Raw genomic sequence first — 21,071 nt, forward strand, 5'->3', positions numbered from 1 at the left:
CTGTGCACCCCCCGGGACTTGAACCCGGAACCCATTGATTAAGAGTCAATTGCTCTGCCAATTGAGCTAGAGGTGCTGGCAGTTTTGGAGGCTGGATCTGCCGGAAAAATCCGCAGTTCCTCCTCCGCAACGACATGAAACTCTACCAGTACCTATTCGCAAATGCGAAATCGGCGGCGTCGTACTGGCCCCGCCCATCCAGACAGCACCTCACCGCACTATCCCCCGCCACCGCAGCAGGAGGACGGCACGGGCGGCCGCGGGCAGTGTCAACCATCGAGCATCGAAGGGCGCGCGGTGCCGGCAATGTCCCGGTGTAACCGAATTGTGACCGCGCCGAACCTGCTTAGCGTCCCAAACCAGCCACCCTGTGCCATTAGGCTCTGTGTCCTACGCCACATCACACCGCCCCAGAGGAGATACCAATGACCCTTGCTGGCAGATTCACTCTCAGCAGGTCCACCCGGAGACGGGCAGCTGCCCTGACCGCCGGGCTGGCCATGAGCGCGCTTGTGCTCTCCGGCTGCGCCGAAAGCAACCGCGAGGCCGCCGATGACGGCGCCACCGCCTCGGAAGTCGACGGCACGTTCGTCTTCGCCGCATCCTCGGATCCCAAAACCCTGGATCCTGCCTTCGCCTCCGACGGCGAGTCCTTCCGCGTCAGCCGCCAGATCTTCGAGGGCCTGGTGGGTGTAGAACCTGGCACCGCCGACCCGGCCCCGCTGCTGGCCAAGTCGTGGGAAACCTCGGAGGACGCGCTGACGTACACCTTCGCCCTCGAGGAGGGCGTCACGTTCCACGACGGCACGCCCTTCAACGGAGAAGCTGTCTGCGCCAACTTCGACCGCTGGTACAACTTCACCGGTATCCAGCAGGCCGAGAGCCTCGCCTACTACTACGGCAAGCTCTTCAAGGGATTCGCTGACACTCCGGAGACCGCCACCTATGAGTCCTGTGAAGCCACCGCTGAAAACGAGGCCGTAGTTACGCTGGCCAAGCCGTTCGCCGGGTTCATCGCCGCGCTCTCGCTGCCGGCCTTCTCCATGCAGAGCCCGACGGCGATGGAGGAGTATGCAGCCAACGAAGCCTCCGGCACCGCCGAAGCGCCTACGCTGACCACCTATGCCAAGGAACACCCCACGGGCACCGGTCCCTTCAAGTTCGAAGGCTGGGAAGTCGGCAACCAGATCACCCTTTCCGCCTACGAGGACTACTGGGGCGAGCAGGGACAGGTCACTGACATCATCTTCCGCGTGATCGACGATCCCAACTCCCGCCGCCAGTCCCTGCAGTCAGGCGACATTGACGGCTACGACCTGGTGGCGCCGGCCGACACCCAGGCACTGGCGGACGCCGGCTTCAAGGTCATTCCCCGTGATCCGTTCACCATCCTGTACCTGGGCATGAACCAGAAGGTTGAACAGCTCGCCGACCCGCTGGTCCGCCAGGCGATCGCCCATGCGATCGACAAGGAAGCGCTGGTCAACCAGACCCTTCCCGAAGGCACCAAGGTCGCCACGCAGTTCATTCCCGACGTCGTCAACGGGTACAACGAGGATGTCACCACGTACGACTACGACCCGGCGAAGGCCAAGGAACTGCTGGCGGAAGCGGGCTACCCCGATGGCTTCACAGTGGACTTCAACTACCCAACCGGCGTTTCCCGGCCGTACATGCCGACCCCTGAGCAGGTCTTCTCCAACATCTCCGCCCAGCTGGAGGAAGTGGGCATCAAGGTCAACCCGCAGCCGAGCAAGTGGTCCCCGGACTACCTGGACCGTGTGCAGGCCACCGAAGACCACGGCATCCACCTGCTGGGCTGGACCGGGGACTACAACGACACGGATAACTTCGTGGGCGTGTTCTTCGGCCAGGAGAAGCCGGAGTTCGGCTTCACCAACCAGGAGATCTTCGACCAGCTCGAGGCCGCCCGCCAGGTAAGCAGCCTGGAAGAGCAGACCCCGATGTACGAGAAGATCAACGACGACATCGCCAAGTACGTCCCGGCGGTTCCGCTGGCCCACCCGGCGCCGTCGCTGGCTTTCTCGGAGCGTGTGGATTCCTACCCCGCCTCCCCCGTCAACGACGAAGTATTCAACCAGATCAAGCTCAACAAGTAGCGGCGAACCGGGCCGGGATCCAGCATGCTGGGTCCCGGCCCGTTCTGTCCTTACCTCCTCCCCAGCCTGGAACCGGCTGAGAAAGGACACGCGTGCTGCAAGTCATCGGCAAGCGCCTGTTAATGCTGATTCCGACCCTGATCGGTTTATCCATCCTGCTGTTCGTCTGGGTCCGCAACCTTCCCGGCGGACCGGCAACCGCTCTCCTGGGAGACAAGGCCACCCCGGAGGCCATCGCCAGGATCAACGAAGCCTACGGCTTCGACCGCCCGCTCGTTGAGCAGTACTTCACCTACGTCGGAAAGCTCCTCCAGGGCGATTTCGGCACGTCAACAGTCACCGGGCGGCCGGTCCTGGAAGAGTTCGCCACCCGTTTCCCGGCCACACTGGAACTCGCCGCCGTCGCCCTCATCTTCGCGATCGGCATCGGCATCCCGCTGGGCTACCTGGCAGCCAGGCACTACGGCCGGTTCTGGGACCACTCCTCGGTGGTGCTGTCCCTGATCGGCATCACTGTGCCGGTCTTCTTCCTGGCCTTCATCCTGAAGTGGCTGCTGGCGATCCAGGTGCCGATTTTCCCGACCGACGGCCGGCAGGATCCACGCATCAATGCCACCCACGTCACGGACTTCTATGTTCTGGACGGAATCCTCACCAGAGAGTGGGACGCATCCTGGGATGCCCTAATGCACCTGATCCTTCCCGGCATCGCGCTGGGCACCATTCCGCTGGCCATCATCGTGCGCATCACGCGTGCCTCGGTCCTTGAAGTGCAGGGCGCAGACTACGTCCGCACGGCCCGGGCCAAGGGCCTGATGGAGCGGACCATCCGCAACCGGTTTGTGCTGCGCAATGCCATGCTCCCCGTCACGACGACAATCGGCCTGCAGACCGGCCTCCTCATTTCAGGGGCGGTGCTGACCGAAACTGTCTTCGCGTTCAGCGGAGTGGGCAGATTCCTGCGGGATGCCATCTTCAACCTGGACTACCCCGTGCTGCAGGGCTTCATCATTTTCATCGCCGTAGCGTATTCACTGATCAATCTGCTGGTTGACGTGTCCTACGGCTTCATCGACCCGAGGGTGAGGGTGCAATGAGTACGGTTCTTCCCCCTCCTTCCGGCGGGGCCGTTCGTCCGGATGATGCCACAGCCCCGGACACCCGCGGCAGCGGGATGTGGCAGGACGCCTTCCGGCGGCTGCGCCGCAACCCTGCGGCCGTCGCCGGCGCCGTGATCGTAGGTCTGTTCATCCTGGTCGCCATCTTCGCTCCGATTCTTGCGCCTTACGGCGGCGAGGAACTCCCGGGCCGCACCGAGATCACGCCGACGTCGATTCCCGGCCCCGGTGACATTGAGGGCTATCCCCTCGGCCTGGACAGGTTTGGCGGCGATGTCCTGTCCAAGCTCATCTGGGGAGCACGCGCGTCCCTGCTGATCGGTGTCGTCTCCACGGCCCTCGGCCTGTTGGGCGGCATGCTGCTCGGTGTAATCGCCGGCGGTGTCGGCGGCTGGGTGGACAGCGTCATCATGCGCTTCGTAGACATCCTGCTCTCGGTTCCGAATCTGCTGCTGGCCGTGAGTATCGCAGCCGTGCTGGGACAGACGCCGTCGGCAGTAATGATTGCCATCGGCGTTTCCCAGGTGCCCATCTTCGCCAGGCTCCTGCGTTCCTCCATGATCAGCCAGCGCGGCGCGGACTATGTCCTCTCCGCGCAGGCACTGGGGCTGAGCACCCGGACCATCACCATGAGCCATCTGCTGCCCAACAGCGTCGGTCCCGTGATTGTCCAGGCCACATTGACCCTGGCGACCGCCGTGATCGACGCAGCGGCCCTGTCCTTCCTGGGACTGGGTGGCGGGCGGCCGGAGAGCGCCGAGTGGGGCCGGATGCTGACCTACGCGCAGAACGAACTGGCGGTGGCGCCGCAGCTGGCCTTCCTGCCCGGTATCTGCATCGCCGTCACCGCACTTGGCTTCACCCTGCTGGGCGAAGCGCTGCGTGAAGCGCTGGACCCCAAGACCCGGAGCAAGTAGCCCGGCTTCGGAACAGCGAAAAGGGTCCGCCTCCTCTGTGAGTAAACGGACCCTTTTCGCTGTACCGGCCGCCGGGGCTGCCTGTGCCGGCGCTAGGAGGCGAGCTCGCCGTCGATGTTCAGTTCGTTGCCCGGGATGGAGGCAAGCAGCTTGCGGGTATAGGGATGCCGCGGGTTCTGGAAGACTTCCTCCGACGTCGCCGCCTCGACCAGCTCCCCGTCCTTCATCACGCAGACATAGTCGGAGATCAGCCGGACGACAGCCAGGTCGTGGGAGATAAAAAGGTAGCTCAGGCCCAGGTCCCGCTGCAGATCGCCGAGCAGCTTGAGGATCTGTGCCTGCACCAGCACGTCCAGGGCGGACACGGGCTCATCGCACACGATCAGTTCCGGGTTCAAGGCGAGCGCCCGGGCAATGGCTACCCGCTGGCGCTGGCCTCCGGACAGTTCAGCCGGATACCGCCTCAGCATGGAGGCCGGCAGGGCCACCTGCTCCATGAGCTCCCGGACGCGGGCCGCCCGTTCGGCCCGGTCCCCTCGTTTGTAGGTCTTGAGCGGTTCCTCCAGGATCCGCTCAATCGTGAACATCGGGTCGAGGGACGAATACGGGTCCTGGAAAATGGGCTGTACCCGCTGGCGGAAGCTGCGCAGCGCCTTCTTCTCCAGCGAGGCGACATCGACGCCGTCGAACGTTATGGAGCCGCTGGTGGGCGTGATCAGTTTCAGGAGCATCCTGGCGGTGGTTGTTTTGCCGGAACCCGACTCACCGACGATTGCCACTGTGCGGCCGCGCGGGATTTCCAGGCTGACGTTCCGGACGGCGTGGAAATCACCGGCCTTGCCGCGGATCCGGTACACCTTGCTCAGGTCCTTGAGTTCCACGATGTTCGGTGTCTTCGCGTAGTTCTGTTCCGCCGGTTCCGGCGGGACCCCGTCCGGTCCGGCTGCCGTTGCCACCGCCACTGCCGAGCCGCCCGGTCCGGCGCCACCGGAGCCCGGCTCGGTTTCGGCCAGGTGCAGCCGCTGTGAGGCGGGCGCCGCAAAAGCACCGGGGCTCAGCCGGACCGCGGCAACGCTGGGAGCTGCCCGGACCAGTGACTGGGTGTAGGGGTGCTGCGGGTCCTCCAGCAGCTGCCTGGCCGGGCCGGTCTCCACGACCTCGCCCCGATGCATCACCACCAGTTCCGCTGCCCGCTCCGCCGCCAGCCCAAGGTCGTGCGTGATCAGCAGGACGCTTGTCCCCAGTTCGTCGGTCATACGGCCGATCTGGTCCAGGATGGTCCGCTGGACCGTAACGTCCAAGGCACTGGTGGGCTCGTCGGCGATGAGCAGCCGGGGCCGGCATGCCAGCCCGATAGCGATCAGGGCACGCTGGCGCATGCCGCCGGAGAATTCGTGCGGATACTGTTTGGCGCGTTCAGCGGCGTCCGGCAGACCCGCGGCGGTCAGGACCTCCACGACTTTGCGGTCCACATCCTTGGACGTGGCCATACCGTGAACCAGCAGGGTCTCGGCGACCTGGGTGCCGATCTTCGTCACCGGGTTCAGGTTGGACATGGGGTCCTGCGGCACCAGCCCAATGGAACGGCCGCGGATGGCACGCATCTTCGACTCGGCCAGTCCCACGAGTTCCTGCCCGTCGAAGCGGATGCTCCCGGCCGTTACCTTGCCATTGCCGGGCAGCAGACCGATGACAGCCATGGCCGTGGTGGACTTTCCTGATCCGGACTCACCAACAATTGCCAGGGTCTGGCCGGCTCCCAGGCTGAACCCGGCGTTACGGACCGCCTGCACCTGGCCGTCCATTGTCCGGAAGCCGACGGCGAGATCGGTCACTTCGAGCAGCGCAGATGCAGGGCTGGTTTCAGTCATTTCCATATCCTGCCTTACCAACGGGACATTGTGAGGTAACTCTCACCCGCCTTTACCGGTTTTTTATCATTTAGACTTAGAAATTCGCGAAGCCGGCAGGGATGGTGCGTCCCGGAGGAGAACCCAACAGCTGTGACCCAATCCGCTACACGGCGCTCTGTCATCAAGGCCGGAGCCATTGCCGCAGCCCTGGCACTGGCAGGCTGCACAGCCGCACGTCCTGATGAGGACACCACCAGCGGTTCCCCCTCGCCGTCGCAGTCCGCTGAACCCACGGCGTCGTTCATCTTTGCCACCGCCGCCCGCCCTGCCGGGCTGGATCCGTTCCTGGCCGTGGACACAGAGTCCCACCGGATTACGCGGCAGATCATGGAAACCCTGGTGGGCGTAGACCCGGTAACCTCCGCGCCCGTACCGCTGCTGGCGGAAACCTGGTCCGAGTCCGAGGACGGGCGGACCTACGACTTCACCCTCCGCCGCGGGGTGACGTTCCATGACGGCGAGCCGTTGAACGCAGCGGCCGTCTGCGCAAACTTTGAACGCTGGTACAAGCTGCCCGAAGCAGCCCGCGGTTCCGAGGTGCTGACCTTCCGATCCGTCTTCAAAGGCTTTGCGGACACTCCCGAACTCTCCGCTTACCGGTCCTGCACAGCGGTGGATGAATACACCGTCCGCCTCGAGCTCGCCACCCGGCTTACGGGACTGATTCCTGCACTGGCCTCCCCTGAGTTCGCCATCTCTTCGCCCCGCGCCCTGGCGGACGGGCGCGCCGACACCCTCTCCGAGGAGCGGAACGGAACCCGGGTCTCCGGTTATGCCCAGCATCCTGTCGGCACCGGACCGTTTGCCTTCACCTCCTGGACCGAAGACGAAGTCCTGCTGACATCTAATCCGCAGTACTGGGGCGACCGCGGCGAAATCCACGACCTGGTCTTCCGCACGATCACCAGCCCGGAAAGCCGGCTGCGCGCGCTGAAGAACGGCGAAGTGGACGGCTATGACCTGGTCACGGTCTCCGACGTGGGTGAACTGGCGCGGGCCGGCATGCAGATCCTGCAGCGGGACCCCTACTCCGTCCTCTACCTTGGCATCAACCAGAACTTCCCCGGCCTGGACGAACCGAAAATGCGCCAGGCGATTGCGCACGCCGTGGATAAACCGGCACTGCTCGAGGACCTGTTCCTTAACGGCACAAAGTCCGCCAACCAGTTCCTCCCGGAGAAACTTGGGCTGCGCTCGGACAACGTAACCAACTACGGACACAACACCGAGCGCGCCAAGGAGCTGCTGGAGGAAGCCGGCTACGCCGGAGAAGAGCTGCCCTTCTACTACCCCCGCCGTGTCACCCGTGCGTATCTGCCAAATCCGGAGAAGGTCTACGCCGAGCTGAGCCGGCAGCTGACCGCAGCGGGCCTGAACATCCGCCCAGTTCCGGTCGAGTGGTCCGACGGTTACCTGGAACAGATCGCCCGGAAGGGAGACCGCGCGCTCCACCTTTCCGGGCTCAGCGGCAGCTACATGGATGCGGACAACTTCGTGGGAACCCTGTTCGGCGGCTACAGCGACGAGTTTGGCTATGATGATCCGCAGTTGTTCACCAAGATTGACCGGGCCCGCACGCTTCCGGCCGGTGAGGACCGCTCCGAGGCCTACCGGTCCATCTCCGACCGTATCTCCACCCGGGTACCGGCAGTTCCCCTGGCCTACCCCATCTCGACGCTGACGGTTTCACCGCGGGTTGCGCAGTATCCGACGTCGCCGGTGCTGAACGAAGTCTTTAATAAGGTCAGGCTCACCAGCTAGCTCCCGGTACCGGTGACGGCCGGCCGGCTGTATTCAAAGCGCCGGGAATTTTAGTAAGGGCGCTACGAGGGATACGCTTCTTAGGCTAGCGTCCACGTGACTGGAGATATGAAGTTGACTGCTGATAGCCCGGCGGAGAAGTCCGCAACAAAAACCGACGTACTGCTGATCGGCGGCGGCGTCATGAGCGCGACTCTCGGAGCGTTCCTGAAGCAGCTGGCTCCGGATTGGAGCATTTCCCTCTTCGAGCGGATGGACCGTGCCGGCACCGAAAGCTCCGACCCGTGGAACAACGCGGGCACCGGCCACGCCGCACTGTGCGAGCTCAACTACAGCCCGGCAGGACCCGACGGAACCGTTGACCCGGCCAAGGCAGTCGGCATCAATGAGCAGTTCCAGGTCTCCCGCCAGTTCTGGGCACACATGGTTGCCCAGGGCCACATCTCCGGCGGCTTCATCAACCCGCTCCCCCACATGAGCTTTGTCTGGGGCGACGCGCACTCCGAGTACCTGCGCAAGCGCTACGAATCGCTCAGCGCCCAGCCGCTGTTCAAGACGATGGAATTCACCGAGGACCACGGCAAGATCGCCGAGTGGGCTCCGCTGCTGATGCAGGGCCGGGACTCCGGCCAGCGGGTTGCAGCTTCCCGCGTCGCCGGCGGCACGGATGTGGACTTCGGCGCGCTCACCCGCGAACTGATCAATTACCTGGGCGCCAACGGCGCCGACCTGCACTTCGGGCATGAGGTGACCAACGTCACGCGTGCCTCCAACGGCGGCTGGGACGTCACTGTCCGCAACCGCGCCACCAAAGCCACCCGCATGGTTTCGGCCAAATTCGTCTTCATCGGCGGCGGCGGCGGTGCCCTGCACCTGCTCCAGCGCTCCGGCATTCCCGAGGGCAAGGGCTTCGGCGGATTCCCGGTATCCGGCCAGTTCCTGCGCTCCACGGATGAAAAGATCATTGCGCAGCACAATGCCAAGGTCTACGGCCAGGCCTCGGTCGGTGCTCCGCCCATGTCCGTTCCGCACCTGGATACCCGCTTCGTGGACGGCAAGAAGTCCCTGCTTTTCGGCCCGTACGGCGGCTTCTCACCCAAGTTCCTCAAGGGCGGTTCCTTCCTGGACCTGCCGCTGTCCGTGCGCCCGCACAACCTGATCCCCATGCTTGCCGTTGCCAAGGACAACATGTCCCTGGTGAAGTACCTCGTCACCGAGGTGCTGAAATCCCGTGAAGGCAAAACCAAGGCCCTGCGCGAGTTCTACCCTGAGGCCCTCACCGAAGGCTGGGACCTCATTACCGCCGGCCAGCGCGTCCAGGTCATCAAGAAGGACCCGAAGAGCGGCGGCGTGCTGCAGTTCGGCACCGAGCTCATTACCTCGGCCGACGGCTCCATCGGCGCCCTGCTCGGCGCCTCGCCGGGCGCTTCCACCGCAACTCCGATCATGATCAACCTGATGAAGCGCTGCTTCCCCGGCGAATTTGCCGGCTGGGAGCCGAAGATCAAGGAAATGATCCCCGGGTACGGCGTGAAGCTGAACGAGAACGAGTCGCTCGCCGAAGAGATCGACGCCGAAACCAACCGCGTCCTGAAGCTGGGCTAACCAGCCCCTGCAGCAACCCTGTGCCCCGGAACGCTTCCAGCGGTCCGGGGCACAGCGCGTTTCACCGGCGTGTGATCCGCTGAACGTTGGCCGGAAGCCCGCGCACGTATGATGAATCCGTCTCCGTCAAAAGGCAGGTTCATGGATCGTCTGGCCAAGCTCTCCCTCTCCAACCGGGCGCTGATTGCGCTCATCACGGTCTTCGTGGCCGTTTTTGGTGTGATCTCGCTGAATTCTCTGAAGCAGGAACTCATCCCCGCGCTGGAGTTCCCCCAGATCAGCGTGATCACCGCCTTGCCAGGCGCCTCCCCCGAGGTGGTGGACAAACAGGTGAGCGAACCCCTGGAAGCCGCGCTCACCGCCGTCGAAGGTCTGGAGTCATCCTCCGCCACCTCCCGGAACTCGATTTCCGCGATCACCCTCACCTTCGCCTACGGCACCGACCTGGACCGGGCCCGCGGCCAGGTGGACCGCGCTATTTCCAATGCCAGGCAGTCCCTGCCGGAGGACACTAATCCGCAGTCCCTTGCCGGGAGCATCAGCGATTTTCCGATCGTCTATCTGGCCGTTTCCAGCGACCAGCCGCTGAGCGAGCTCAGCGCAGACCTGCAGCGGCTGACCGTACCGCGGCTGCAGAAGATCGAGGGGGTCCGCACGGCCGAGGTCACCGGCGGTTCGGACCGGCACATCGCTGTCCTGCCCGACGACGCCGCAATGGCCGCACGCGGCGTCTCGCCGGCAGACATTTCCGCCGCCCTGGAAAACAGCGGCGCGCTCATCCCCGCCGGCACAGTCCAGGAGGACAGCCGCACCCTTTCCATCCAGGTGGGCAGCCCGCTGGATTCGCTCGAGAAGATTGCGGCCCTTCCTCTCAAAACGCAGAGCCCGTCCCCGGGCGCTGAACCGCCCACCATCGGCGACGTCGCCAGTGTTGAAATCACCGACAACGAAGAAACCTCCATCACCCGCACAAACGGCGAGGCCACGCTCGCCATTTCGATTACCAAAACACCCGCCGGGGACACCGTGGGAATTTCCCACGAAGTGATGAACCTGCTGCCCTCGCTCCAGGACGAGCTGGGCAACGGCGCAAAGTTCACGGTGATCTTTGACCAGGCACCCTTCATCGAAAAGTCCATTTCCGACCTCACCACGGAGGGACTGCTGGGCCTGGGCTTTGCCGTCCTGGTGATTCTGGTGTTCCTGCTCTCCGTCCGGTCCACCCTGGTCACAGCCGTCTCCATTCCGCTGTCCCTGCTGGTCACGTTCATCGGACTGCTGGCCTTCGGCTACTCGCTGAACATCCTGACCCTCGGGGCGCTGACCATTGCGATCGGCCGCGTGGTGGACGATTCGATCGTTGTGATCGAGAACATCAAACGGCATCTGGGCTATGGCGAGGAAAAACGCACGGCTATCCTCACCGCCATCCGGGAAGTTGCCGGCGCGGTCACGGCCTCAACCCTGACGACCGTGGCAGTGTTTGCGCCGATCGCCCTGGTGGGCGGGCTGGCCGGGGAACTCTTCCGGCCTTTTGCCATCACCACGTCGCTGGCTCTGCTGGCCTCGCTGCTGGTATCGCTCACCATCGTTCCGGTGCTGGCCTACTGGTTCCTGAAGTCGCCGAAGCCGGTCAGCGATCCGCAGGCGTACCGCGCAGAGGCCGAGCGCCGGGAGCAGTCCTCCTTCCTGCAGCGGGGCTACCTGCCGATCCTGCGCGGCACCCAGCGCCACCCGGTGTACACGCTGCTGGCCGGGGCCCTGGTCCTGGCCGGAACTGTGGCAATGACGCCGCTGCTGCAAACAAACCTGCTCGGCGACACCGGGCAGAACACCTTCAGCGTGCGGCAGGAACTCCCGCCGGGCAGCTCACTCGAGACCACGTCCGAAGCAGCTGCCGCGGTGGAGGACGTCCTGGCCCGCACCGAGGGCGTTAAGGACGTCCAGGTCACCATGGGCACCTCCACCTCCGGCATCGCCGCTTTCAGCGCCGGCGGGGCTTCGGTAGCCAACTTCACCGTGATCACCGACCAGGGCGTCGACCAGGTCGCGCTGCGGGAGACCGTGCGCCGGGAACTCGAAGACCTTGGTGAGGAAGCCGGCACCGTCTCCCTGGGCACCCAGGGCGGCGGATTCGGCACCTCCAACACCGTGGACATCGAAATTTCCGCCGGAGACCCGGCGGAGCTTCAGCCCGCGTCAGACGCGCTGGTTGAGGCAATGTCCGTGCTGCCGGGTGTCTCCGAAGCAACCTCTAACCTTGCCTCGTCAGAACCGGTGGTCCAGGTGACCATCGACCGGGCAAAGGCCGTCGCCGCAGGACTGGATGAACAACAGGTAGCGGGGCTCCTCGCCTCCACCCTGAGTCCTCTGCCGGCGGGAACCGTCCGGCTGGGAACCGATGACTTTCCGGTCCTGATCGGTGAAGGCACCGTCGTGACGACCACCGAACAGCTTGCTGGGATCATCGTGCCAACGGCTGCCGGGCCGGTTCCGTTGAGCGAGCTGGCCGTCGTGGCCGAGACCAGCGTTCCCACCAGCGTCTCCTCATCCGGCGGTGAACGCACCGCCGTCGTCTCGGTCACCCCGGCCGGTGACAACCTGGGCGGTGCCATCGCCGAGGTGCAGGCGGAGCTGGACAACGTGGAGCTGCCGCCCACTGTCACCGCTACCCTGAGCGGTGCCGCGACCCAGCAAACCGAGTCCTTCACCCAGCTGGGCTGGGCCCTGCTGGCCGCAATTGCGATCGTGTACGTGATTATGGTGGCGACCTTCAAGTCCCTGGTGCAGCCGCTGATTCTCCTGGTCTCGGTGCCGTTCGCTGCGACCGGAGCGATCCTGCTCCTGCTGATCGCTGATGTTCCGCTGGGCCTGCCCTCACTCATCGGCATGCTGATGCTCGTGGGCATTGTCGTCACCAATGCCATTGTGCTGATGGACCTGATTAACCAGTACCGCAGGCCCCGCGGAAGCGAACCGGGCATGAGCGTACGGGAGGCCGTGATGCGCGGAGCCCGGCAGCGGCTGCGCCCCATCCTGATGACGGCGCTGGCCACCATCTTTGCGCTGACACCGATGGCGCTGGGCGTCACCGGCGAAGGCGGCTTCATCTCCCGTCCGCTGGCAATCGTCGTCGTCGGCGGCCTGGTGAGTTCCACCGTACTGACGCTGGTTCTGGTTCCAGTGCTTTACCAGCTCGTCGAGGGGCCCAGGGAACGCCGTGCCCTGGCGAAGGAGGAAGCAGCCAGCCAAACGGCCTGAGGCTGAATGTTTCCTCCGGGGCACGGTTCCGACCACGGGGAATAAATCCAGGCGCTCCCTGTTGTATCCTGTCAGTAGATGCAAATGCATATACCTTCCACCCGGCCGCCGGGCGGAACCACAGGCAGGCACCAGGAGGCCACCATGCAGATCGGCGTATTCAGCGTCAGTGACATCACCCGGGACCCGGTCACGGGGCGGATGCCCACGGAAGGCGAGCGCATCCAGGCCGCCGTCGCAATAGCCAAGAAGGTCGAAGAGATCGGCATGGATGTCTACGCCACGGGCGAGCATCACAACCCGCCGTTCTATGCGTCCTCCCCCACCACCCTGCTGGGCTACATTGCGGCCCAGACCGAGCGCATTATTCTCTCCACGGCCACCACCCTGATCACCACCAACGATCCGGTGAAGATTGCCGAAGACTTCGCCATGCTGCAGCACCTCTCCGGCGGCCGCACGGACCTGGTCCTCGGCCGCGGCAACACGGCTCCGGTCTACCCCTGGTTCGGCAAGAACATCCAGGACTCGGTTGACCTCACCGTGGAGAACTACAACCTCCTGCGTCAGCTCTGGGACAACGAGACAGTGAACTGGGAAGGTAAGTTCCGCACCCCGCTGCGCAACTTCACGTCAACCCCGCGTCCGCTCGACGGCGTCGCCCCCTTCGTCTGGCACGGCTCGATCCGCACCCCGCAGGTTGCCGAGATCGCCGCTTACTTCGGAGACGGGTTCTTCGCCAACAACATCTTCTGGCCGAAGGAGCACTACATGCAGCTCATCGGGCTGTACCGCGAGCGTTATGAGCACTACGGACACGGCTCCGCGGACCAGGCAATCGTTGGCCTGGGCGGACAGTTCTTTATGCGGAAGAACTCCCAGGACGCGGTGAACGAATTCCGGCCGTACTTCGACAACGCCCCGGTTTACGGCCACGGCCCCTCCATGGAGGACTTCACCGCCCAGACCCCGCTCACCGTTGGCAGCCCGCAGGAAGTGCTGGAAAAGACCCTGACCTTCCAGGAATACTTCGGCGACTACCAGCGCCAGCTCTTCCTGATCGATCATGCCGGCCTGCCGCTCAAGACCGTTCTGGAACAGCTGGACCTCTTTGGAGAGTATGTTCTGCCCGAACTCCGCAGTGAGCTCGATTCCCGCCGTCCGGCCCACGTTCCCGACGGGCCGACCCACGCGGCACGGGTCTCCGAGCGCGCCTCCGTGACATCCGGCGCACAGAGCACCTCTTCTTCAGTAGGCTAATGGGATGAGTTCGGAGAACAGCGGGTCTACTCCCGTCAAACAGACAGCCGAAACCTGGGAATCGCTTTTCCGGGCCCAGGTCGGTGTAATGCGGCGGCTTCAGCGTGACCGGGAGTTCAAGGAACTCACCATGCGCGAGTACGACGTGCTGTTTAATCTCAGCCGCTGTCCGGGCGGCTGGACCCGGCTGAACGAGCTCAATGAACACCTCCTCATCAGCCAGCCAAGCCTGAGCAGAATGATGGACCGGCTGGAAAACAAGGGCTTGGTCTGCCGGCGCCCCGCCGAGAACGACCAGCGGGGCGTGGAGCTGTCCCTGACAGAGGAAGGCCGCGCGGTGCAGAAGCGCCTCGGCCGGATCCACGTCAGAACGATCCACGACCTGCTGGCACCGGCATTGAGCCCGGAGGAACTCACCGACCTGAAGTCCCTGACCGACAAGCTGCTGGACAGCCTCAACTCTGAGGGCAAACCCGGGCCCGAATAAGCGGGCCCGGGGCGGCCTAGGCGGGCGGGAAAGCGTCTGACTGCAGTTCGGGCCCGGTATAGCGGTACAACCGCGGCGGGCGGTGCCGGCCGCCCTGGAGGAACGAATCCGTCCGTTCAATGTCCTGTGTTGCCTGCAGCTGGCGGCGGAAATTGGCCGGGTCCAGTTCCCGCCCCAGAACAGCCTCATACACTTCACGGACCTGCGCCAGCGTGAAGGTCGGGCCCAGGAACGCATAGGCGATGGAGCCGTACTCCATCTTGTTGCGCAGCCGCCAGAGGGCGTAGTCGATGATCCGGTTGTGATCGAAGGCAAGCGTTCCTACGGCATCAGCCGGGAACCAGGCGACATTCTCGTCCTGGCGGGCAAGGGCGGCCTCGTCCGGCTGGACGAGCGCCCAGTACACAATGGAGACCACCCGCGGGGTGGGTGAGCGGTCCGGGCCCCCGAAAGCATAAAGCTGTTCGAGATAACGCGGAGACAGGCCGGTGGTCTCCTGAAGGTTGCGCGCCGCGGCGTCCTGCAGTGATTCGCTGGGCCGCAGCGGCCCTCCGGGCAGGGCCCAGAGTTCCCGGTACGGCTGGCGGATCCTGCGGACCAGCGGCAGCCACAGGGTCAGCCTGCCCGTTTCAGGATCCGGGCGCAGGGCGAAGATCACCGTTGAGATGGCCAGCGACGGCGGCTCCAGCTCACGCTCAGAGACATTGGCGTACTTTGGAGTCATCCCCGCGGCCCCTCCCAGGACGAAAATAAAAACTAGCGCAGCTTCAACTCCACGTTACGCGCTTTGGCCTGCACCATCCCGGGCGCCGGCCCCGGCCGCGGCGTGCAGCAGCGGAAGCATACGGCCTTCAAAATGGGTGTTGAGCACAATCACGGATGACGACCTCAGAACCGTTCCCGTCGCAACCATGGAATCGATAACGCGCTGCAGGTCCGAGTTGGAACGGGCCGCCACCCGGGCGATCAGGTCACTCTCACCCGAAACCGTGTGGGCTTCCTGGATCTCCGGGATTTCCGCCAGAGCCGCCACGACGGCGTCGTGGCCCAGATCCTGGCGGATGGTGAGCGAGCAGTAGGCGATCACGTCATAGCCCAGCGCCGCGGGGTCCACCTTGGGCCCCCACCCTGCTATCACTCCGCTGCGCTGCATTCTGTCCAGCCGCGCCTGCACCGTTGCCCGGGCGACCTTCAGCTTTCGTGAGGCCTCCAGCACCGACATACGGGGGTCATCGGTAAACAGGGACACGATCCTGGCATCGAGTTGATCCGTCGCCATGGCAACCTTTCCGTGGAAGCACAACCGTGAGCCGCAGGACGGGCCTCAGCCGAAGAGCGCAGGTGAGCCGGCTCTCATCGGGAACTCTATCCGCAGAACCGGCGCAGCGCTCAGCACGCCACGGCAAAGTGCCCCCGCCGGGAAACCAGCGGGGGCTGCTTTTTGCATTGTTTTCAGCGGCCGGATATTTTCCACGCTCAGCTTTTTGCAGGGCGTCGGTTATTTGTACGGCATCGTTTTCAAAGCGCTTCTGCCGGACAGCGGCGATTTTACCGGACGGCACTTTTTACCGGACGGCGACTTTTAGCGGGCGGCACCTTTTCCCGGACAGCACCGGGCATAAAATCCATTTTGATAGAACTGCCCGTCACTTTTTACGGATTTTCCCTTTTCCAGACAAAAACCCTCCGGTTGCCCCTGGGCGCGCCATCAGCCGCCACCCCGGGCTTCCGGCCGCTCCGGCTGCTCCGGCCGCTCCAGACTATCCCTGTGCGCTACTGCCCCTTGCGCTTCCGGGGAACGAGTTCAGAATCAGCAGCTGACTTGGCACGTTTTTCAGCCCGCTTCTCCTTGATCGACTTGCCGGGTTTTTTGGCGTCAGATCCTTGCGGCGATTTTCCAGACAATTTACACTCCTGTGTTCCTCAACCAATGGATACTTTCAGACCATACCGGGAAATAAAATAAATGCCAGTCCGGCAGGCGTTTTCCATCCACCGGGACGTGCTTTAGGGCTGGCGGGACCTCGCCGCACCGATCCAAGCACAGTGCCGCTCTGCACTCGCTGAGCAGTTGATCCGAAAATTGCTTGGCAAGTTGTCTAGGTGTATCTGGATTTTGGGACACAAGATGCACAGTGTGTTCAGTCCCAGCGGTTCAGATTGCCGCAGTCATGTGACAGCGGTTACTTTCAGCACATGGACCTAGACACCAAGAGCACCCCCGAGCTCACGCATGAGGAACTGCGCCGGCTTTATTCGCTGGTGAGCGCCACCCGGGAACTGGACCTGGCCGCCGTCGCTTGGCAGCGCCAGGGCATCATTCCCGGTTATGCCCCTGAACTGGGCCAGGAAGCGGCGCAGGTGGGCAGCGCCTTTGCCATGGACCCCGCCCGGGACTTCCTGTTCCCGACCTACCGCGAAATGGGTGTTGCCCTGGCCCTGGGCGTGGACATGGTTCAGTACATGTCCACCCACAAGGCCAGCTGGCACGGCGGACTGTACAACCCGGTGCAGACCCGGCTAGCTCCAATCCAGGCCGTAGTGGGCGGGTCCGTGCTGCACGCCGTCGGGTGGGCCCACGGTTCCCGCCTCGCCGCAGCACCCGGAACGGACCTCCCCGTCGCCATCACTTACTTTGGCGACGGCGCCAGTTCGCAGGGCGACATTCACGAGGCGATGAATTTCGCCGGGGTTCTCAAGGCGCCAGTAATCTTCTTCGTACAGAACAACGGGTGGGCCATCTCCCTGCCTACCGAAGAGCAGGTTGCCGGCGGCAGGGTGGCTGCCCGCGCCTCAGGGTACGCCATGGCGTCCGTGACGGTTGACGGCAACGATGCCGCCGCCGTCGTGCGGGCCACCCGCAGCGCGGCGGCCCATGCCCGCGCCGGCAAGGGTCCGGTACTGATCGAAGCTATGACCTACCGGCGGGGACCGCACTCCACCAGCGATGATCCCGGCCGCTACCGGACCCTTGACGAGGAACGCCGCGACGCCGGCACCGATCCAGTAACCCGGCTGGCGGACCTCATCCTGTCCTCCGGTGCCGGCACGCAGGAGTTTCTCGACTCCGCTGCGGCGGACGCCAAGGCGCACGCGGAGGCCGTGCGTGAAGGCGTCCAGGCACTGGGCTCACGGCCCGGGTCTGAAATGTTCGATTTTGTCTTCGCAGAACCCACGAACGCATTGAAGGCCCAGGCCCGCGCCTGGCGGGAGGAATCCGAACATGTCTAGCCAAGTAACCGAAGGAGCCCGGCCGATGGATGCCGCCGGGGCTGCCGCGGCGCCCGCGTCCGTCGAAACTATTTCAATGCAGGCCGCCCTGAACCGCGCACTGGCCGAAATCCTCACTGAGGACGAAAAGGCTGTGGTGCTCGGTGAGGACGTCGGCCGGCTGGGCGGAGTTTTCCGCATCACGGACGGCCTGCAGAAGCGGTTCGGCGCGGACCGCGTCTTCGATACACCGCTGGCAGAGTCCGGAATCCTGGGCATGTCCGTCGGCCTGGCGATGGCCGGCTTCCACCCCATCCCCGAAGTTCAGTTCGACGGTTTCGCTTACCCTGCCGTCAACCAGATCATCACCCAGCTCGCCCGGATGAACTACCGCAGCCGCGGAACCATGCCCATGCCGGTCACCCTCCGCGTGCCCAGCTTCGGCGGCATCCGTGCGCCCGAACACCACGGGGAGTCACTCGAGGCCCTGTTCGCCCATGTACCCGGCCTGCAGGTCGTTTCTCCCTCCAGCCCGCACGAGGCCTATCACCTGCTGAAGTACTCCGCCGCCCGGCCGGACCCGGTGATCTTCATGGAACCGAAGTCCCGTTACTGGCAGAAGGGAGCGGTGGACTTCGATGATTCCGGCTCGCCGCTTGGCTCTAAGGTTGTCCGCCCTGGAAAGCACCTGACCCTCGTCGCCTGGGGCGCCATGGTGGCACGCTGCCTGCAGGTGGCCGAACTCGCGGCGGAGGACGGAATCGACATCGAGGTGCTGGACCTGCGCTGGCTCAAGCCGATCGACGCCGAGGGTCTGGCAGCCTCGGTGAGCCGGACCCGGCGCGCCGTCGTCGTGCATGAAGCCCCGCTGACCGCCGGGCTGGGTGCGGAAGTCGCTGCCCTGATTACGCAGCACTGTTTTGACACCCTGCGCGCTCCGGTGGAACGGGTCACCGGATTCGACGTACCGTATCCCTCAGGTGACCTCGAAGACGAATACATCCCTAACATTGACCGCATCCTCTTTGGGATCCAGCGAGTATTGGAGTACCGGCGTGGCTGAAATTTCCTTTCCCCTGCCCGACCTCGGCGAAGGCCTGATTGAGGCCACCATCCTTGAATGGCTGGTGGCCCCCGGAGACCAGGTTGAGCGGAATCAGCCGCTGGTTGAGGTGGAAACCTCCAAATCCGCTGTCGAGCTTCCCTCGCCGCAGGCCGGCGTCGTAGCCCGCATCCACGGCGGACCGGGCGAAAAGATCAACGTTGGCGAACCGCTGGTGGTGTTCGAGGTCCCGGACAACACCGCCGGTATCGTCGGCACCGTCCCCGAGGAAGCCCCTGCGCGGCGCCGGGTCCGGCTTTCCGCGGTCCTGGACGAAGACTAATGACAGCGCAGACACTCAACGGCGCCGGGACCGGCACGGGCGCCGCGCTGCATTTCCAGATCCACGAGCCGGCCCCTGGGACGGACGCCGGCCTGCGGCCCGTCCTGCTGCTGCACGGCTTCGCCTCCTCCGCGGAAATGAACTGGCAGTCCACCGGCTGGATCACGGCGCTCACTGCGGCTGGCCGGCGGGTTATCGCCGTCGACCTGCCGGGGCATGGGCGCAGCCCTGCGCCGCTCACCCTGGAGAGTTACCGGCCCAGCCGCATCCGCACGAACCTCCTGCAGCTGCTCACGGCCAACGGGGTCCACCCCCTTGCCGACGGCGGCGCCTCCTCCGGCGTGGACGTGGTGGGCTACTCGCTTGGTTCCCGCCTGGGCTGGGAATTCGGTGCGGAAGCCTCCGGCTACGTCCACAGGATGGTTCTGGGCGGGCCGGGTACCGGCGATCCGCTCGCGGACTTCGATCTGGAAGGCGCCCGCGCCTCGCTGGCCGGGGGTGCGCCCCTTGTGGATCCAGTCAGTGCCGACCTGCTGCGGATGGCAACCCTGGTGCCGTCCAATGACCTTGAGGCCTTATTCACACTGATTGAGGCCATCAAGCTGGAGCCGTTCCGGCCCGGCGAGGCAGTTCCCACCATGCCGTTGCTGCTGGTCGCGGGAGACAAGGACACCCTGGCTGCCACAGCTCCACGGCTGGCCGAGCTCAGCGGCCGCGCTGACCTGCTTCTTTTGCCGGGACGGAGCCACGCGAACGCTGTGACTTCGCGGGCGTTCAAGTCTGCCGCGGTGGAGTTCCTGGGTGCCGGGCAGACGGCGCCGGCTTAGAGCAGCCAGGTAAAGACTTGGTTACAGCATGCGGCGCACACGGGCCGCAGGGTGTTGGTACAGGCTAAGATCAAATAGTCAGTACACTTAAAGAATTACTAAGCGTGCTTTCGATTTACTCTGCACCTTTCCCCCTGCATTTTTCGCCGCAGCTTCGCGCTGCGGTTCAACCCATAAGTGAGGACGCCGTTGGACCTATTCCTGGGGCAGCGCTACCGCATTACCGAGCTCATCGGCACCGGCGGCGCTGCATCCGTACACCGCGCGACGGATGAGAACCTGGGACGCGAAGTTGCCGTAAAGCTGTTTCGGCCCACTGTGCAGGAGGACGACGACTACCGCCGCCAGCACACCGAAACACTGCTGCTGGCGACACTGAACCATCCCGGGCTGGTTACGCTCCTGGATGCCGGCCTGCACCACGGTGAGGATGGCCGTGTGCTGAGCTACCTCGTGATGGAACTTGTTGACGGACCGGACCTGCGCCGCACCTTGAAATCGGGTCCGCTGCCTCCGCTCTCGGTCGCCTCTCTCGGCGCAGACCTGGCCGATGCCCTCGCGTACGTGCACTCACAGGGAGTCATCCACCGCGATGTGAAGCCGGCCAATATCCTGCTTTTCCCCCAGGAACACGATTCCCGCCTGTACCCCAAGCTCACGGACTTCGGTATTGCCCGCATGGTGGAGGCCACGGTGGCTACCGCACACGGCGCGACCATCGGCACCGCCAACTACCTCAGCCCTGAGCAGGCGCAGGGTGGTACGGTGCAGCCCTCCACGGATATCTATTCACTGGGTCTGGTGCTCCTGGAAGCCCTGACCGGGGAAAAAGCGTTCCCGGGTCCGATTGTGGAGGCAGCTGTCGCCCGGCTGCTCCGGGATCCCGAAATCCCCGCGTCCCTCGGTGAGGATTGGGTGGAACTGCTCCGTGCCATGACGGCGCGCCTGCCGGATGTCCGCCCGGCAGCACACGACGCCGCGGGGGCGCTGCGCCTGCTGGCTTCGGAGCCGGATGTTGCCTTTGCTGCCGGGGGTCCGGCCGCTGCGGAGGACGATGAGGTCAGCACCGGGGGAATCACCACCGGGAACATCTACATCCCGCTGCCGCCGGACCACGCACCCAGCCTGGGCTAGCTGTACTGAGACACCACGTTAGTTACACGGGAAATAGGTGAAGACCTCTTAGATTTGGTGGTTACCACACACA

General features: G+C 64.5%; 17 protein-coding genes and 1 tRNA gene. 14 read left to right on the forward strand and 4 right to left on the reverse strand.

Going from position 1 to position 21,071, the window contains the following annotated elements:
• Positions 1–3 precede the first annotated feature (3 nt).
• Positions 4–76: transfer RNA gene (locus tag H9639_RS16425), tRNA-Lys, on the reverse strand.
• Positions 77–425: 349 nt separating this feature from the next.
• Between H9639_RS16425 and H9639_RS16430 the strand changes: the two genes are divergently transcribed.
• The 3 genes from H9639_RS16430 to H9639_RS16440 all read left to right on the forward strand — a co-directional run bounded on the left by H9639_RS16430 (position 426) and on the right by H9639_RS16440 (position 4,155).
• Positions 426–2,120, forward strand: a complete 1,695-nt coding sequence (locus H9639_RS16430; RefSeq protein WP_191809162.1) for an ABC transporter substrate-binding protein — start codon at positions 426–428, stop codon at positions 2,118–2,120.
• A 92-nt stretch (positions 2,121–2,212) separates the two neighbouring features.
• Complete coding sequence (locus H9639_RS16435) at positions 2,213–3,217, forward strand: ABC transporter permease (RefSeq protein WP_191809163.1); 1,005 nt, start codon at positions 2,213–2,215, stop codon at positions 3,215–3,217.
• Positions 3,214–4,155 (forward strand): ABC transporter permease, encoded by a 942-nt coding sequence (locus tag H9639_RS16440; RefSeq protein WP_191747217.1) that lies wholly within the window; start codon positions 3,214–3,216, stop codon positions 4,153–4,155. The genes H9639_RS16435 and H9639_RS16440 overlap by 4 nt, the downstream gene beginning before the upstream one ends.
• Before the next feature lie 92 nt (positions 4,156–4,247).
• On the opposite strand, the gene H9639_RS16445 is transcribed toward H9639_RS16440, so the two are convergent.
• Entirely contained in the window at positions 4,248–6,026 is a 1,779-nt protein-coding gene (locus H9639_RS16445; RefSeq protein WP_191809164.1) for an ABC transporter ATP-binding protein, read from the reverse strand.
• A gap of 132 nt (positions 6,027–6,158) precedes the next feature.
• Between H9639_RS16445 and H9639_RS16450 the strand changes: the two genes are divergently transcribed.
• From H9639_RS16450 to H9639_RS16470, 5 genes are all read left to right on the forward strand, one after another.
• Positions 6,159–7,829 carry an ABC transporter substrate-binding protein gene (locus H9639_RS16450; RefSeq protein WP_191809165.1) on the forward strand — a complete coding sequence of 557 codons (1,671 nt, stop codon included), beginning with the start codon at positions 6,159–6,161 and terminating at the stop codon, positions 7,827–7,829.
• A gap of 108 nt (positions 7,830–7,937) precedes the next feature.
• Positions 7,938–9,434 (forward strand): malate:quinone oxidoreductase, encoded by a 1,497-nt coding sequence (locus H9639_RS16455; RefSeq protein ID WP_191809166.1) that lies wholly within the window; start codon positions 7,938–7,940, stop codon positions 9,432–9,434.
• Positions 9,435–9,575: 141 nt separating this feature from the next.
• A complete protein-coding gene (locus H9639_RS16460; RefSeq protein ID WP_191809167.1) occupies positions 9,576–12,695 on the forward strand; it encodes an efflux RND transporter permease subunit in 3,120 nt (1,039 codons plus the stop codon).
• A gap of 144 nt (positions 12,696–12,839) precedes the next feature.
• On the forward strand, positions 12,840–13,955 hold the full coding sequence (locus tag H9639_RS16465; RefSeq protein ID WP_191809168.1) for an LLM class flavin-dependent oxidoreductase: 1,116 nt from the start codon (positions 12,840–12,842) through the stop codon (positions 13,953–13,955).
• 4 nt (positions 13,956–13,959) lie between these two features.
• Positions 13,960–14,442, forward strand: coding sequence for a MarR family winged helix-turn-helix transcriptional regulator (locus H9639_RS16470; protein WP_191809169.1), 483 nt, complete (start codon positions 13,960–13,962; stop codon positions 14,440–14,442).
• Positions 14,443–14,458: 16 nt separating this feature from the next.
• Here H9639_RS16470 and H9639_RS16475 read toward each other — a convergent pair whose 3' ends face one another.
• On the reverse strand, positions 14,459–15,166 hold the full coding sequence (locus tag H9639_RS16475) for an NUDIX hydrolase (RefSeq protein ID WP_191809170.1): 708 nt from the start codon (positions 15,164–15,166) through the stop codon (positions 14,459–14,461).
• Between the two features lie 54 nt (positions 15,167–15,220).
• Positions 15,221–15,721, reverse strand: a complete 501-nt coding sequence (locus H9639_RS16480; protein WP_191809171.1) for an Lrp/AsnC family transcriptional regulator — start codon at positions 15,719–15,721, stop codon at positions 15,221–15,223.
• On the opposite strand from H9639_RS16480, the gene H9639_RS16485 reads away from it, so the two are divergent.
• The 6 genes from H9639_RS16485 (at position 15,720) to H9639_RS16510 (ending at position 20,998) form a co-directional block, all read left to right on the forward strand.
• The gene (locus tag H9639_RS16485) at positions 15,720–16,028 is read left to right on the forward strand and encodes a hypothetical protein (protein WP_191809172.1); all 309 of its coding nucleotides are present in this window, start codon (positions 15,720–15,722) and stop codon (positions 16,026–16,028) included. The two genes, H9639_RS16480 and H9639_RS16485, sit on opposite strands and share 2 nt — an antisense overlap.
• A gap of 610 nt (positions 16,029–16,638) precedes the next feature.
• Entirely contained in the window at positions 16,639–17,673 is a 1,035-nt protein-coding gene (locus H9639_RS16490) for a thiamine pyrophosphate-dependent enzyme (protein ID WP_191809173.1), read from the forward strand.
• Complete coding sequence (locus tag H9639_RS16495; RefSeq protein ID WP_191809174.1) at positions 17,666–18,715, forward strand: alpha-ketoacid dehydrogenase subunit beta; 1,050 nt, start codon at positions 17,666–17,668, stop codon at positions 18,713–18,715. The genes H9639_RS16490 and H9639_RS16495 overlap by 8 nt, the downstream gene beginning before the upstream one ends.
• The gene (locus tag H9639_RS16500) at positions 18,708–19,037 is read left to right on the forward strand and encodes a biotin/lipoyl-containing protein (RefSeq protein ID WP_191809175.1); all 330 of its coding nucleotides are present in this window, start codon (positions 18,708–18,710) and stop codon (positions 19,035–19,037) included. Before H9639_RS16495 ends, H9639_RS16500 begins: the two co-directional genes overlap by 8 nt.
• On the forward strand, positions 19,037–19,864 hold the full coding sequence (locus H9639_RS16505; RefSeq protein WP_191809176.1) for an alpha/beta fold hydrolase: 828 nt from the start codon (positions 19,037–19,039) through the stop codon (positions 19,862–19,864). Before H9639_RS16500 ends, H9639_RS16505 begins: the two co-directional genes overlap by 1 nt.
• 189 nt (positions 19,865–20,053) lie before the next feature.
• Complete coding sequence (locus H9639_RS16510) at positions 20,054–20,998, forward strand: serine/threonine-protein kinase (RefSeq protein ID WP_191809177.1); 945 nt, start codon at positions 20,054–20,056, stop codon at positions 20,996–20,998.
• The last annotated feature ends 73 nt before the right edge of the window (positions 20,999–21,071 follow it).

The sequence above is a fragment of the Arthrobacter gallicola genome (assembly GCF_014836775.1).
Taxonomy (GTDB): Bacteria; Actinomycetota; Actinomycetes; order Actinomycetales; family Micrococcaceae; genus Arthrobacter_B; species Arthrobacter_B gallicola.